The sequence below is a fragment of the Actinomadura madurae genome, assembly GCF_047130825.1.
GTDB lineage: Bacteria > Actinomycetota > Actinomycetes > Streptosporangiales > Streptosporangiaceae > Spirillospora > Spirillospora madurae.
Map to the genome: position 1 here is coordinate 3,982,247 of NZ_CP083237.1, position 15,488 is coordinate 3,997,734.

Consider the following 15,488-nt stretch of genomic DNA (forward strand, 5'->3'; position numbering starts at 1 on the left):
GGTTCAGCGGAGTGCGGAGACGGTGGCGGCGGCGCGGCGGAGGTCGAGGTCCCACGTGGTGATCGTCTGGTCTCCGCCGGAGGACAGCAGGGTCCGGTCGTCCCGGCTGAAGTCCAGGCCGAGGACCACGTCGGAATGGCCCGTGAGGACGGCCCATTTCGAGCGCCGGGAAACGTCCCAGACGACCACCGTGCGGTCGAGCCCGGCGGTGGCGAGCCGGCGGCCGGACGGGCTGAACGCGATCGCCCGTATCTCGGCCGCGTGGCCGCGCAGCCGGCCTGCCCGGCGGCGGTGGCGCAGGTCCCACAGCAGGACCTCGCCGCCGCCCCCGCCCGCGGCGAGGAGCCGCCCGTCCGGGCTGATCGCGATGCTCGCCACCCTGCCGGGGTGTCCGGGCAGGACGGCCGTCCGCTGCCGGCGTTGCACGTCCCAGAGCGTCACCGCGCGGTCGTCGTCGCCGGTGGCGAGCATCCGCCCGTGCGGGCCGAACGCGAGGCCCTTCACCAGCGGCCGGCCCCGTTTCAGCACGGCGGTCCGCCGGCGGGTGGGCACGTCCCAGAGGATGAGGGCGCCGCTCTGGTCCGCCGCGGCGAGCGTCCTCCCGTCCGGGGCGAGGTCGAGGGCGTAGATCTTGTCGGTGTGGCCGCGCAGCGTGCCGACGCGCCGGCGGTCCCGCCAGATGTGGATCAGGGCGTCGTCGCCGCCCGTGACGACCAGCCCGGAACCGTGGTCCACCACGGCGGCACCGCGAGGATGCGCGGAGACGGTGGCGGCCGGGCGCCGCGACGCCGTGTCCCACCAGCGCAGGCCGCCGTCCTGGCCCACGGAGACGAACCCCTTCGCGCCGGGATCGAGGGCGATGTCGTTGACCCAGTCGGTGTGGCCGATGTACGGCGTGCGCCGCAGGTCCCAGACGAGGGTGGTCTGGTCGAGCGCGGCCGAGGCGATCCGGTTCCCGTCGGGGCTCACGGCGATGTCGTAGATCCCGCCGCTGTGCCCGGTGAGCGTGGTGATGTTCGTTCGGGAGGCGGTCTCCCAGAGCTTGACGGTCCGGTCGTATCCACTGGAGACGAGCGTCCGCCCGCCGTCGGTGAAGGCCAGCGCCGAGATCGTGTCGGTATGCTGCATCCGCCGTGCCGGGCCTCGCTCCTCACCGCTCTCCAGGTCCAGCAGGTGGACCTCGTCGTCGTCGCCCGCGGCGGCCAGCGACCGGCCGTCCGGGCTGAAGGCGACGGCGGTGAGCAGGGCGTCGCCGACCTTCACCGTCCGGACCCGGTCGTCGTCCGGACGCCAGAGCGCGACGCGGCCGTCGTCGCCCGCGATCGCCACCGTGCGGCCGTCGGGGGCGTAGGCCACCTCCGTCGTCAGGCCGCCGTGGCCGTCGATCGCGTCGACCTCGCGGCCGGTGGCGACGTCCCAGACGGCGGCCGTGCGGGCCGCGCCCGCCGCGGCGAGCCGGCGGCCGTCGGGGCTGAAGGCCAGGCCGTCCAGAACGCCCGCCATCCTCATCCGGCGCACCGGGGCGTGGTCCGACGTCCGCCACAGCGTGATCACGCCGCCGAGGTCCGCGGTCGCGAGCAGGCGCCCGTCCGGGCTGTACTCCACGATGCGGACCGCGCCCCCGGACGACGCGAACCGGGCGCGCGGGACGCGCCGCTCCGGATCCCATGTGATCACGGCGCCGTCCTGGCCGCCGGTCGCGAGCTCCCGGCCGTCCGGGCTGAACGCCACCGACTTGACCATGCCCGCGTGCCCGGCCAACCGGTACTGGTACGGCTGCCGTCCCGCGATGCTCAGCAGGGCGCTGCGGGCGTCCAGCGTGGGCGCCGTCCGGTGGGCTCGCACCGCGCGGTCGGCGGCGCCGGGGACGTCCGCGGGCAGCCGCGCCATGGCCTCGGCGGCCAGCTGGCGGGACCGGGCGCGCCGGCGCTGGTCGTCGGCCTCGACCCGTTCGGTGACCGCCACCGTCCCGGCTCCCGTCGCGACGAGCAGCAGCACCGACAGCGCCGCCACCAAGCCCTGGAGGGTGCGCGTGCGGTGTTCGGCGGCGGCCCTCCTGGCCTGCTCCGCGGCGATGGACGCGTCCAGGAAGGCGCGCTCGCGCACGGTGAGGTCGTCCGGGTGGGCGTCCGCCCACTCGGTCGTCGCGTCCAGCCGCGCGCCCTGGTGGAGGTCCCCCTCGTCGCGTCCCATCGCCTCCCACTCGGCGGCGGCGACGCCGAGCCTGCGGTGCAGGCGCAGTCCCTCCTGGTCCGCGGAGATCCAGTCCCGCAGCCGCGGCCAGGTCCGGATCAGCGCCTCGTGCGCGATCTCGACGGTGTCCCCGTCGATGGCGACCAGCCGCGCCCCGGCCAGCCGCTCGATGAGGGCGCCGTCCCCCTCCGACCGGTGGGCGGGCCGCCGCGTGCCGTGGCCGGGTCCCGTCTCGGTGACGTTGACCATCCGGAGCAGTAATCGCCGGGCGGCCTGCCGTTCCGCCTCCGGGAGCGTCCGGTAGACGCTCTCGGCGGTGTCCGCGATCGCGCCGTGGACGCCGCCCGCGGCGTCGTAGCCCGCGAGCGTGAGGTTCTTGCCCTTGCGCCGCTTCCACGTCTCCAGGAGGGCATGGGAGATCAGCGGCAGTGCGCCCGGCTCGGTGCCGGCGTCCTGGATCACCCGCGCCACCAGCGCGGGCTCGACCATCAGCCCGGCGTTCGCGGCGGGTTTGACGATCGCCTCGCGCAGGTCCTCGCCGCGCATCGAGCCGACCAGCACGCTCGCGTTCCGCAGGGCCGCGGTCAGCCCCGGATGCTCGGCGCAGTGCCCGTAGAAGTCGGCCCGCACCGCGATGACCACCCGTCCCGGACGGTCGAGCAGGGCGTCGACGAGCGCGTGGCGCTCGGACGCGTCCGGGTGGAGCGTGAAGACCTCCTCGAACTGGTCGACGATCAGCGCCTCGGCCTCCGGAAGCGGCTCGGGCGCCCCGGGCGTGACGACCGCCGCCCCCGGGCCGAGGCGCGGGACGACCCCCGCCCGCAGCAGCGACGACTTCCCGCTCCCCGACGGCCCGAACACGGCGACGAACCGGTTCCGGTCGAGGCGGGCCAGGATCTCGTCCACCAGCTCCGCGCGGCCGAAGAACCTCCCGGCGTCCTCCGCCTCGTACCGGGACAGCCCCAGGTACGGCGGCTCGGCCGCGTGCTCCTCCGTCTCCCCGGCGAGCTCGCGGCGCACGTCGTGCCAGGCGCGCCGCCATCGCTCCCGGTCGCCGTCGCAGGCCTCGACGTAGGCGAGGGTGACCTGGAGGCTGGGGAGCCGCTCCCCCCGTGCCGCCGCGGCCAGCGCCGACGCGGAGAACCGGGTCGCCTCGGCCAGTTGCCGGTAGCCGGGCTCACCCGCCTGCCGCCGCAGCTCGCGCAGCTCGTGGGCGAACCGCTGGAGGGGGCCGGCGTCCGGGTCGAGCGCGCGCTCGGGACGGGGCACGGCCGGGATTCCTTTCCACCGGAGCGTCGCGCGGGCCGTGCCCCCGTTGCCACGCGGCCACGGTCCACACAGGGCCAATGGTCACCAGATGTCACCGACGCCATACTTTACGGCGTCCGCCCTCATATGGAAGGACCCACTTGAACGCATCCGGCTGTCGCGACCCGGCCCGGCCGCGAGGTCAGGTTCGCCTGCGGGCCGGCCGCGAGGGCCACCAGATGACCCGGCCCAGGTCGTAGGAGGCGGCGGGGACGAGCAGCGCCCGGACGACGAACGTGTCGATCAGGATGCCGACGACGATGATGAACCCGATCTGCGCCAGCGGGACGAACGGCAGCACCCCGAACAGCGAGAACACCACGCCGAGGACCACGCCCGCCGAGGTGATCACACCGCCGGTCGTGGTCAGCCCCCGGACGAGGGCCTGCCGGGTGTCACCGAGGCGCACGGCCTCCTCCCTCACCCGGGCCATCAGGAAGATGGTGTAGTCCACCCCCACGGCGATGAGGAACACGACGCAGAACAGCGGCAGCGACGCGTCCGTGGCGGGGAAGTCGAAGACCCGGTTGAAGAAGATCGCCGAGAGCCCGAGGGCGGCGGCGGCGCTCAGCACGACCGTGGCCATGAGCAGCAGCGGGGCCACCAGCGCCCGCAGCAGCGCCATGATCAGCAGCAGCACCGTCACCAGCACGAGCGGGATGACCGTTCGCAGGTCCGCCCAGCCCGCGTCGACGGTGTCGATGGCGATCGCGGTGCTGCCGCCCACGCGGGCGTCGGCGTCGACCGCGTGGGCGGCCGTCCGCAGGCGTTCGACGGTGTCCCCCGCCGCGGAGCTGTCGGGGGCGTCCACCAGGGTCGCCTGCAGCAGCACCCGGCCGTCGACGACCTTCGGCGGCCCGCCGGGCCGGTCGGACAGGGCCGTGACGCTCTGCACCCCGGGCACCGCCCGCGACACCCGGGCCAGCTCGCCCTGAGCCGCGGCCGGTCCCACGATGAGCGCCGGGACGCCCGAACCGGCCGGATAGTGCCGGGCCAGGACGTCCAGGCCGACGACCGAGTCCGGCTTGTCGCCGAGGAACTGCTCGCTCATCGGGGAGCCGGACGCCTTGAAGCCCGGCAGGAAAAGGGCCGGCACGACCAGGACCGCCGCCGTGCCCGCCCAGATCGTCCGGGGACGCCGGGAGATGGCGCCCGCCGCCCGGCCCCAGATGCCGCGCTCCAGCCTGTGTTCGGAGCCGTACCGGGGACGCAGCGGCCAGAAGGCGACCCGGCCGAGCAGGGCGAGCACCGCCGGAAGGAAGGTGAACGTCGCGACCAGCGAGGCGAGGATGCCCAGCGCGAGGACGGGCCCGTATCCGCGGTTGGAGCTCAGCTCGGACAGCAGCAGGCACATCATCGCGATGATCACCGTGATGCCGGAGGCGATGATCGCCGGAGCCGAGCGGCGCACCGACACCATGATCGCCTCGTACGCGGACTCCCGGTCGCGCAGCTCCTCCCGGTACCGGCCGACGATCAGCAGCGCGTAGTCGGTCGCCGCGCCGATGCAGATCAGCAGCAGCGCCCCCTGGCTCTGCCCGTTGAGGTCGATGAGGTCCTCGCGGGCGAGGAAGTACACCACCACCGACGCCAGGGTCTGCGCCAGCTGCGCCGAGGTCAGCACCACGACCGGGAGGATGACGCTGCGGTAGACCAGCACCAGGATGACGAACACGACGACGGTGGCGATGACCAGCAGCCGCACGTCGGCGCCCTCGAAGATGCCGGCCAAGTCGCCTTCCATGCCGCCCGGCCCGGTGACATGGGCGGTGAGGCCGGGATGGCTCCGCGCCCGCTCCCGGATCTCCTGCACGGCACCGGGCAGCTGGGACGCGTCCCCCGTCGTCGACAGGGGCACCACGATCTGCAGCGCGCGCCCGTCGGCCGACGGGATCGGCCCGGATATCCGGCCGGCGACGCCCTCCACGGACGCCAGGGCGCGCTGGTCCCCGGCCACCGCCGCCCGGTCGCCGGCGGTGATGCCGGAGTCGCGGACGTACACCACCACGGCCGGCGTCTGCTCCTCGCCGAAGAAGTCCGGCTCGATCTGCGCGACCTGGGTCGCCTCCGCGCCCGCGGGCAGGAACGAGGCGTTGTCGTTCTTGACGACGTCACCCAGCATGCCCGCGTAGCTTCCGCCCGCGCCCAGGAACACCAGCCATCCGGCGATGAGCAGTACGGGCACCGGCCACCGGCGGTAACGCCGGCCGCCTCCCTTCGCCGGGTTCTCTCTGCGATTACGCATGTCTCCTCGCAATTCGGATCGCACAGGTCGCGAACCGAACCGGAGGGACCGCGGACTATCCTGGAAGACGCCACCTTGCAGCCGGAATCCGTTTCACGGTTCGGTTCGAGGTACTCCCCGGCGCGGTGTTGCCGCACCGCGCCGGGGATCTTTCGGGGCTACGTCGTTTCGGGGCCGGCCCCCCTCTCCGCCAGCTCGGCCAGGTCGGACGGCACGTCACCGGTCCGGTGGAACTCCCGCCAGATCTCCAGGCCCGGGAACGAGCCCTCGGCGATCTCGTCCGCCAGCCCGCGCGCCCACCGCAGTTCGGCCGTGCGCACGGCCAGCTCGTACTCGGTCTCGATGAGGAACAGCCGGGGAATCTGCCCCGCCTGCTCCGCCAGCTCCGCCTCGGTCGTGGCGATCCGCTCCTCCAGCGTGCCGGCGCGCGCCCGCAGCAGGCCGACGGCCTCGTCGGGCGACAGCACCGAGAGCACGGACAGCCCGGCCTTGAACCTGCTCTCCTCCCGCTGGGTCTCGCCGACCAGCTCGCGGACCCAGTCCACCAGCTCCGCCCGTCCCGCCTCGGTGATGCGGTAGACGGTCCGTTCGGGGCGGGCGCCCTGCCGCTCGCTGTGGACGGCCTCCACGAAGCCGTACTTCTCCAGGTTCTGGACGACCCGGTACAGCGATCCCCACTTGATCGCCATGTCGTCGTCCTTGCCCCGGGCGCGCAGCAACGACGCGACCTCGTAGGGGTACATGGGCCTGGTCATGAGGGTCGACAGGACGGCCAGCCCGAGCAGGTTGGACACCTTGCGACGCTTGACCATGACCCACCACCAATACTCCGATGCGAGTATACGCATCGGAGTTAGGCGCCACAACGCCCTTCACGGACTGCGGCAGTTCCGCCGGCAGACCTCACGGTCGACGACATCGAGTCGAGGTGAGCGCCGTCGCAGGATGAGTGGAGCGACGTAAGGAGGTTGGCTTGGGCACCGAACTCGGATCCGCGATCCCACCCGGGGACACCCGCCAGGCGACCCGTGCACCGGTGACGCCGGCGGCCCCGCCGGCAGATCACCACGGGCTGCGCGACGTCCTCGCACGCTTCGCGAGCGGCGTGACCATCACGACCACGCGTCGCGTCGGCGGCGAGCCCATCGGCATCACGGCCAGTTCGTTCTCGGCCCTGTCCCTCGAACCAGCGCTCGTGCTCGTCTGCGTCGCGCGTTCGGCACTCAGCTTTCCGTTCTTCAACGACTGCGCCACCTTCGGCATCTCGATCCTTGCCGAGGGCCAGGCCGACGTCGCTCTGCGGTACGCGACGGCCGGGGCGCTGAAGTTCACCGACGAGGACCATTTCGTCGGCGCCGCTTCGGGTGTGCCCCTGATCCATGGCGCGCTCGCGCACATCGAGTGCGAGCGTCACCAGTCGCTACCGGGCGGCGACCACATCATCCTGATCGGCCGGGTGGTGCACTCCGCCCGCACATCGGGACGGCCGCTCCTCAACTTCAACCGCACGTTCGGAGAGTTCACCCAAGCAAGCCGCGACGAGCGAGATGCAGATGACTGAGAACCCAGATGCCGCCGGTGTGGTGGTCGTTCGATCGGCCGACGTGGCCAGGGAGACAGACTACGAGGCGACGATGCCTCACGAGTTCGGCATCGGACCGCACACCGGTTCCGCACGGCTGAACGTGCACGCTGCTTATCTCCCGCCGGGAGCGCGTACCCGCGCCCACTACCACCTCCACTCGGACGCCGCTGGTTACGTGCTCGAAGGCCGCCTACGGCTCGTCACGTGGAATGAGGATTACGAACGGCTGGAGCAGGAGGTGTCCGCTGGCGATTACCTCTATGTCCCTCGCGGCGTGATTCACCAGTTCGTCAACGCCAGCGACACCGAGCGATTCGGGGTGCTCGGCATCTACAACGACGGGCTCTACGACGGGAACGGCCGTCCCGTCGGCAAGTTCTACACCGAACCGCCGCTGTCATGAGCACGACCTCGATCGGGACGAGCGCCGAGCCCCGCGTTCTGTGGACGCCGCCGCAAGAGCGAGTGGCCAAGAGCCGCATGGTGGACTTCGCCGCGTGGTGGTCCGAGCGACTGGGCCGTCCGTTGGAGACCTATCAAGAGCTGTGGAACGCCTCAGTCGCGGACATCGGGCGGTTCTGGGCTGATCTCGCTCTCTACTTCGATGTGACGACAAGCCTCGCCCCGGGCGCCGCCCTTGTCTCCGGTCAGATGCCCGGTGCCCGCTGGTTTCCCGATGCCGAGCTGAACTTCGCCGAGCTCGCGCTACGCGGCTTCGAGGACCGCGACATCGCCGTCGTGACACTGGTCGAGGGCGGTGAGCCTGTCGAGGTCACGGCCGGGGAACTCAGGCGCCAGGCCGGCGCGCTGGCACGGACTCTCGTGGACCTCGGGGTGCGGCCCGGGGACCGGGTGGCGGCCTACCTGCCCAACACCCTGCCGGCCCTGGTCGGCCTGCTCGCCAGCGCTTCCATCGGGGCCGTCTGGGCGGTATGCGCTCCCGACTTCGGACCGGAGAGCGTGCTGGATCGCCTGGGCCAGCTCGAACCGGCAGTGCTGATCGCCGCGGACGGATATGTGTACGGAGGCCGGGTCCACGACCGCACCGATGAGGCACTGGCCGTCCACGGCGGGCTTCCCGCGCGCACGCAGTTGATCTGGGTCGATGCTCATCGTCCAGGCTCCGTCCCGGACGATGCCGTCAGGTGGTGGGAGGCTGTCGCCAAGGAGCCGCTGAGCCCTCGGCCTCTACCGTTCGATCATCCGCTGTGGGTTCTTTTCTCCTCCGGGACGACCGGCATACCGAAAGGCATCGTCCACGGGCACGGCGGCGTCGCGCTGGAGCAACTGAAGACCGCGGCCCTGCACATGGATCTCGGGAAAGGCGACCGGTTCTTCTGGTACACCTCCACCGCATGGATGGTATGGAACGTCGTGGCGTCCTCCCTCCTTTCCGGCGCGACCGCCGTTCTCTACGACGGAAGCCCCCACCACCCAGAACTCGACGCGCAGTGGGCGCTTGCGGAGAAGCTGTCGTTGACCTACCTGGGCACCGGTGCGGGGTACTTGACGGCCTGCACCCAGAAAGATCTACGCCCCGGCTCGAAGTTCGACCTTTCGCGCCTCCGTTCAGTGGGGTCGACCGGGTCGCCGTTGCCCGCCGACGCGGCACGGTGGGTCTATCGATCCGTTTCGAGCGACGTGTACCTCAGCTCGACCACCGGTGGCACCGATGTGGCCACCGGGTTCATCGGCGGCGCACCGCTCCTGCCCGTCTACGCCGGCGCGCTGTCCGGGCCGATGCTGGGTGCGGCGATCGACTGCTGGGACGCTCAAGGACGCCCGCTCATCGGCGCGGAAGGCGAACTCGTCATCACCGAGCCGATGCCATCAATGCCTCTCTACTTCTGGAACGACCCGGACGGGCAGAGGTACCGCGCCGCATACTTCGACCAGTTTCCCAATGTCTGGAGACACGGGGATCGGGTTCTCTTGACGTCCGAGAGGGCGGCGATCGTGTCGGGAAGGTCCGACGCCACGCTCAACCGCGGCGGCGTAAGGACGGGCACCGCCGAAATATACGCGGCGATCGGTCACATCGCCGCGATCCGGGAATCCCTCGTGCTCGGCGTTGAGGAGGGCGACGGCGACTACTGGATGCCGCTGTTCGTCGTCCTGGAGGAAGGACGGCAGCTCGATGACGGCCTGCGGGCAGAGGTGTCCGCGGCCGTCGCCGAGAAGGTCAGCCGGCGGCACGTTCCCGACGACATCATCGTCGTGCGCGCGCTGCCGCATACGCGCACGGGAAAGAAGATCGAGGTTCCGCTCAAACGCATGTTCCAGGGAGTCGCGATGGAGGACGCCGTGAACATCGGCAGCATCGACGACGCCACCGCCCTGCGCGAGTTCGCGGAGATGGCGAAGCGGCGACTCACGAGGCGGTCTGTGAAGTGAGCGAACAGTCCTTGTTCGTCCCTCGGCCGGCCGGCCAGGTCCGATCGGTGGCGACATCCGCCGGGATGGTCCGCGTGCGACGTGCGGGAGCCGGTCCTTCGGTGGTCCTGCTGCACAGCAACGGTCATTCGATGCACGAGTTCGAGGACGTCTTCGACGACCTCAGCGCGGATCACGACGTCGTGGCCTGGGACATGCCCGGACACGGCGATTCGGATCCGGTCCACCCGCGCACGTCGATCGCGGGGTTCGCGGACGTGCTGATCGAGGTGCTGGACGCGCTGGGCATCGATGCCGCGGTCGTGGCCGGAGTCTCGGTCGGAGGCCTCATCGCGGCCGACGTGGGCGCGCGGTACCCGGACCGCGTCCTCGCGATCGGGATCGTGGAGGCGCAGCTCGCGGGTCCGTCGTGGTGGGACTCGGTGTGGCCGGGGCCGGAGGCGCTGTTCACGGTTCCGCAGCAGACCGTCGACGACCTGAACGAGCGTCTCCAGCGGCCGGCGGACGAAGCGATGGCGGCGCGCTGGACCACCGACCGGCTCAAGGCCGGCACCCGTGCCATGCTCGGCGTGATGTGGGCCATTCGCGGCTACGACGTCCAATCGGCCCTCGCCGCTCAACGACGACCGACCCTGATCGCCTTCGGCGACGCCGGCCCGGTCCTCTCCGGGCGACCGGTCGCGGAGGCCACGGAGCTGCCCGCCGGTTCCAGGGTGGTCACCGTGCCGGATTGCGGGCACTTCATGACGATCGACCGTCCCGACGCGTTCACCGCCGAGATACAGGCACTCTCGGCGCGCGCCTGTCAGGTGGCTCCATGACCGCCCGGATGCTCCTCAGCGGCGGGCACGTTCTCATCGGCCCCGGGCAGGGACAGGTGCCGCCCTACCGGGCCGATCACCTGGACATCATGATCGAGGACGGCCTCATCGTCGAGGTGGCCGCAGGTATACAGGCGGACGGATGCGAGGTCCTGGACGCGACGGGGACGTTGGTCATCCCCGGCTTCGTCGACACGCATCGGCACAACTGGCAGGCCGCGTTCCGCTCGATCGCCTCCGATTGGACCCTGGGCCAGTACGCCCATGCGCTTCACGGCATCGTCAAGCACCACATGACCCCCGATGACATGTACATCGCGGTGTTGGCAGGCCGCCTGGAGGCGTTGGCGAGCGGCGTCACCACCATGGTGGACTGGGCACACGGCATCTCGTCACCTGCGCACGCGGATGCGGTGCTCCGGGCGCTCCAGGATTCCAAGGCGCGTTCGGTCTTCGCCTACGCGGGCGGATGGGGACTTTCGAGTGACGTTCCCATCACCGAGGAGGTCACGCGCATGGCGGCCGCCGTCCACGACCTCGACGACGACCTGCTGACCATGGCCCTCGGACTCCGAGGCCCCCAGTACAGCTCGATGGAGACGACCACGACCGACGTGCGAACGGCCCGGTCCCTCGGGATCCCTGTGACGGTGCACGCCGGCTCGGCCGCATGGGGCACGAACCGTCCCATCGGGCAGATGCACGAGGCGGGTCTGCTCGACGGCACGACGACGGTCGTTCACGGCAACACGCTCACCGATGACGAGATCGCCATGATCGCCGACGTGGGCGCCTCGGCCTCCGTGAGCGCCGGCGCGGAGATCCAGATGGGGTTCGGGTGGCCCGCCACCGGCAGGTTCCTCGCGGCCGGGGTCCGGCCGAGCCTCTCGATCGACGACTGCGCCGCGATCGGCGGGGACATGTTCCGCGCGATGAGCGCCACGCTCCTGGCCGAGCGCGGCGTGACCGGAGCCCGCGATCCGAACACCGCCGATCGCCGGTCGCTTCCACTCGACTCGGCCGACGTCTTCGAGTTCGCCACCGCGCGCGGCGCCGAGGCCTGCGTCCTGAAGCACCCCGCCGGATCGATCCGTCCCGGCCACCACGCCGATCTCGTGATCTTGGACGTCCGCGACCTGGCCGTCGCGCCGCTGAACCACCCCGTCGGCGCCGTGGTCGGTAGCGGGCATCCCGGCCTCGTGCGGGACGTCCTGGTCGGCGGGCAGGTCGTGAAGTCGAACGGCCGGCTGGTGGGAGTCGACGCGGAGCGGATGGTGGACGACCTGGTCGCCTCCCGCGACGCCATCTGCAAGCGGATCGAGGCGAGCACCGGTCAGAAGGTGGCTCTCGACGGCTCGTGGACGCCGCCCGTCACCGGCTTCGCCTCGACCGACGGTCCCGCCGCGGCGCAGAACACCCCGTCAAGCGACTGATGGCCCTCAGAATTCGCGGCACCCACGCGTTGACCATGGACCCGGCGCTCGGCGAGATCCACGACTGCGAGATCGTCGTCGGCGACGACGGGACCATCGAATCCGTGGGAGCCCGGGATCCGTGCAGCCCTCATCCCGGCCCCGTCATCGACGGCCACGGGACGATCGCGGTTCCCGGATTCGTCGACACCCACCGCCACTCCTGGCTCTCCGTCTGCCGCGGCACGACGGCTGACCTCTGGGTAGACGAATATCGTCGATTCACGAAGTCCGTTCTCGCGGCCGACGTGACTCCGGAAGCCGTCCGTACCGCCGTTCTCGTCAGCGACCTTGAGGCGATCGCGTCCGGCTTCACCACCGTGACGGACCTGGCCCACATCGGCAGGACGCCAGAGCACACTGACGCGGTGGTCGAGGGACACCAGGCCTCACTTCTCCGGGCCGTCCTCGCCCACACACCACCGAACGGCGACGGCGGCAACTGGTACAGCGGTTCCGCGTCGACACATCCACCGGAGATCCGCAGACTGAAGTCCTCGGACCATTTCGGCCCGGGAACACTCCTGTCGCTTGCGATGGGGGCCCGCCCGAGACACTGCCTCAGCGATGGCGTCCTGGAAAAGGATGTCGCTCTGGCCAGGGAACTCGATGTTCCACTGATCTACGACGGTATCGGAGCAGCACTCGGTAACGCGGCCCCCAGACGGTGGTCGGGAGAGCAGCACAGAACCATCTCTCAATTAGCAGCACGCGGCCTCCTCGGACCCGACATGTGCTTCGTCCACTGCAACGAGATTCCAGACGATGAACTCGCCCTGCTCGCAGAACACGGGGCCGGCCTGAGTGTCGCAGCGGAGGCCGAGATGCTCTGCGGCTACGGACTACCGGCCTTCAGCCGCGCGCTCGGCTTCGGGACGACCATCGGACTGTCCACCGATGTCGCCACGTACTCGGCACCGAATCCGTTCTCGCTGATGCGAGCAGCGACAAGCGCCACTCGCGGCGCGGTGGCGTCGCAGGCGTACCGCGAACGAGCCACAGCAGGCGTTCCACCACTGGGAGTCGCTGACGTGCTAAGAGCCGCGACCATCGGCGGGGCGAAGGCCATCGGCTTGGGAGACCGGATCGGGAGTCTGACCCCGGGAAAGCAAGCTGACGTCGTCCTGATCGACCGCACCGCGATCAACATGGCGGCGGTGAACGACGCGACCGCGGCGGTCGTCCTCTTCGCTCACCCCGGGAATGTTCGCGACGTATTGATCGCAGGAAAGATCCGCAAGCGAGAGTATGCGTTGACCGGCTCCAACGTGCACAGCCACCTGGCCCGACTCGAGACGCTGGCAGCGGCTCTCGCCACCTCGGCTCACCCCCGAGCCGAGGCTCGACGAGGCGGCGACTGGAAGTTCTGACGCCTGGCCGGCTCCCGGGCCGCCGCGGGACGCCTCGGGGGTCCTCATTACGGAAATGTCGAAGTCTGGGCCAGAACATGGCGGAACGCGCCACTGTTCCGGCTCGTGTCGGTCGGTTCACTGAACATCAGAACCGACTCACGAGAGAGACCTCAGCCGATGCGACTCGGATACTTCGCGATGCCTATGCACCCGGCCGGCCGCGGCTGGACCGCGACCCTCGAAGAGGACCGACAGGCGATCATGCTCGCCGATGAACTCGGTTTCCACGACGCCTTCATGGGCGAGCATCTCACCGATCTCTATGAGAACGTCACGAACAGCATGCTGTTCATGGCGACGCTCATCCAATCCACGAAGCGGATCCTCCTTGGGACCGGCACGACGAATCTCTCCCACGTGCATCCCAGCCTGGTGGCCGCCAACGCGGCCATGTTCGACCACCTGAGCGACGGACGTTTCATTCTGGGGGTGAGCCCGGGAGCGCTGCCCTCGGACGCGGAGATTCTCGGCATCCTCGATGAGGACCGGAACGCGATGTTCGCGAAGTCCATTGACGCGATCCTGCGCATCTGGTCCGGAACGCCGCCGTACAACATCGGAGAGCCCGGGGATCGGTGGTACGTGACCACCGAGCGGACCATGAATCCTGAGCTGGGCCTGGGCGCGGTCCGCGGCCCACTGCAGGATCCGCGGCCCGAGATCGTCGGCACGGTCGTCGCGCCCTTCTCCAAGGGCGTGATCGCGATGGGCCGGCGCGACTTCCATCCGCTTTCGGCGAACTTCCTACTTTCCCAATGGCTGCGGAGCCACTGGGACAACTACGTCACGGGCAAGCAGGCCGCCGGCGCCGAGCCGAAGCCGTCGGACTGGCGGGTGGCCCGCACGATCTTCGTCGCGGACGACGCCGCGACCGCCCGCGCCTACGGACGGGACTCCGCCGGCAGCCCGTACAGGTTCTATTACTCTCAGATGCTCAAGAAGATGGCGCTGGGCGGCCGCCTGAACCTCTTCAAGAGCGACCAGAACCAGCCGGACAGCGCCGTCACGCTGGAGGGGATTCTCGACAGCCTCGTCATATGCGGCACCCCGGAAGACGTGGCCGAGCAGATCGTGGCACTGCGTGACGAGGCGGGCCCCATGGGTGAGATCGTGTACGCGGGTATGGACTGGGTCGATCCCGACCTGGGGCGGAGGTCGATGCAGTTGATGGCGGAAGAGGTCATGCCCAAAGTGAACGCGGCCATCGGTGAGACCTCATGACCGGCTCCAGCGAGGCGAGCGGTGCCACCGGCCGGGAGGGCGCCCTGGAAGAGGACGCCCTGGAACAGGTGCTGCGGGAACGCGGCGACTCCTTCTCCGAGGTCGGCATCATCGCCGAGGTGGCACCTGAGACACTGCGGCGCATCCATCGGTGCGCCGGCTACGTCCACGGCTATGCGGGTCAGACGACCCACGACCAGGTGCTCTCGGAACAGATGCGGGAACTGATCGCGCTCACGCACCTGTGCGCGATGCGGGACGACCGGTTCGCTCCGAACCATGTCCGCCGCCTGTACCGGCTGGGAGTCGCCGATGAGGTGATCATCGAGGCCGCCGAGGCCATCGCGCCCGCCGTGGGCCACTCCACCGTTCTCGGGGTCGCGCACGCGATCGAGCAGGCGAACTCCGACTCCTATCCGTTCGGCGCGATGCCGGAAGGCGGCCGGCCGAAACGATCGACGCCGTTCCCCGAGATGAACCGGTGGCCGGTACCCGCGCCGGCATCACCGCAGGCGACGCTCTGGCCGCGGCTGGCCGGCATCGACCCCGAGCTGGTGCTGCGCTACCGGGAGTTCCTCGATCATTGCCTCGGCTCCCCGGAATGGCGGGAGCCGGTGCTGGGCCCGGTTCCCCGCGGCCTCATCCTGGTGCCGGCGCTGGCCGCGCGCGGGAGCCGCACGCTCGTGGCGGTCCAGGTGGAACGTCTGATCGGTTATGGTGTCGGGACTCGTGAGCTGGTCGAGGCCGTGGCCTGCGCACTTCCCATGACGGGCGCGGCCACGATGGACGAGTTCCTGGAGGCGATCGAGCACGTGGACCTCGGCGGTGAGGGCTGAA

At 70.5% G+C, this 15,488-nt stretch carries 11 protein-coding genes; 8 read left to right on the top strand and 3 right to left on the bottom strand.

Features of this window, described 5'->3' with window-relative positions; all coding sequences use genetic code 11:
* Positions 1-3: 3 nt before the first annotated feature.
* The 3 genes from K8Z49_RS17970 to K8Z49_RS17980 form a co-directional block, all read right to left on the bottom strand.
* Complete coding sequence (locus K8Z49_RS17970) at positions 4-3,462, bottom strand: hypothetical protein (protein ID WP_412519867.1); 3,459 nt, start codon at positions 3,460-3,462, stop codon at positions 4-6.
* Positions 3,463-3,643: 181 nt separating this feature from the next.
* A complete protein-coding gene (locus K8Z49_RS17975) occupies positions 3,644-5,746 on the bottom strand; it encodes an MMPL family transporter (protein WP_412519869.1) in 2,103 nt (700 codons plus the stop codon).
* A gap of 158 nt (positions 5,747-5,904) precedes the next feature.
* Complete coding sequence (locus K8Z49_RS17980) at positions 5,905-6,558, bottom strand: PadR family transcriptional regulator (RefSeq protein WP_412519872.1); 654 nt, start codon at positions 6,556-6,558, stop codon at positions 5,905-5,907.
* Positions 6,559-6,719: 161 nt separating this feature from the next.
* On the opposite strand from K8Z49_RS17980, the gene K8Z49_RS17985 reads away from it, so the two are divergent.
* The 8 genes from K8Z49_RS17985 (at position 6,720) to K8Z49_RS18020 (ending at position 15,487) form a co-directional block, all read left to right on the top strand.
* Positions 6,720-7,307: a flavin reductase family protein gene (locus tag K8Z49_RS17985; RefSeq protein ID WP_021591882.1), complete on the top strand. Its 588-nt coding sequence runs from the start codon at positions 6,720-6,722 to the stop codon at positions 7,305-7,307.
* The gene (locus K8Z49_RS17990) at positions 7,294-7,734 is read left to right on the top strand and encodes a cupin domain-containing protein (protein WP_081842207.1); all 441 of its coding nucleotides are present in this window, start codon (positions 7,294-7,296) and stop codon (positions 7,732-7,734) included. The genes K8Z49_RS17985 and K8Z49_RS17990 overlap by 14 nt, the downstream gene beginning before the upstream one ends.
* Positions 7,731-9,725, top strand: a complete 1,995-nt coding sequence (locus K8Z49_RS17995; protein WP_412519877.1) for an acetoacetate--CoA ligase — start codon at positions 7,731-7,733, stop codon at positions 9,723-9,725. The genes K8Z49_RS17990 and K8Z49_RS17995 overlap by 4 nt, the downstream gene beginning before the upstream one ends.
* Before the next feature lie 65 nt (positions 9,726-9,790).
* Entirely contained in the window at positions 9,791-10,546 is a 756-nt protein-coding gene (locus tag K8Z49_RS18000) for an alpha/beta fold hydrolase (RefSeq protein ID WP_075023043.1), read from the top strand.
* A complete protein-coding gene (locus K8Z49_RS18005; protein WP_412519879.1) occupies positions 10,543-11,979 on the top strand; it encodes an amidohydrolase family protein in 1,437 nt (478 codons plus the stop codon). The genes K8Z49_RS18000 and K8Z49_RS18005 overlap by 4 nt, the downstream gene beginning before the upstream one ends.
* Positions 11,904-13,388 carry an amidohydrolase family protein gene (locus tag K8Z49_RS18010; RefSeq protein ID WP_412519880.1) on the top strand — a complete coding sequence of 495 codons (1,485 nt, stop codon included), beginning with the start codon at positions 11,904-11,906 and terminating at the stop codon, positions 13,386-13,388. The genes K8Z49_RS18005 and K8Z49_RS18010 overlap by 76 nt, the downstream gene beginning before the upstream one ends.
* Positions 13,389-13,547: 159 nt before the next feature.
* Complete coding sequence (locus K8Z49_RS18015; RefSeq protein WP_021591876.1) at positions 13,548-14,651, top strand: LLM class flavin-dependent oxidoreductase; 1,104 nt, start codon at positions 13,548-13,550, stop codon at positions 14,649-14,651.
* The gene (locus tag K8Z49_RS18020) at positions 14,648-15,487 is read left to right on the top strand and encodes a carboxymuconolactone decarboxylase family protein (RefSeq protein ID WP_021591875.1); all 840 of its coding nucleotides are present in this window, start codon (positions 14,648-14,650) and stop codon (positions 15,485-15,487) included. Before K8Z49_RS18015 ends, K8Z49_RS18020 begins: the two co-directional genes overlap by 4 nt.
* Position 15,488: the final 1 nt, after the last annotated feature.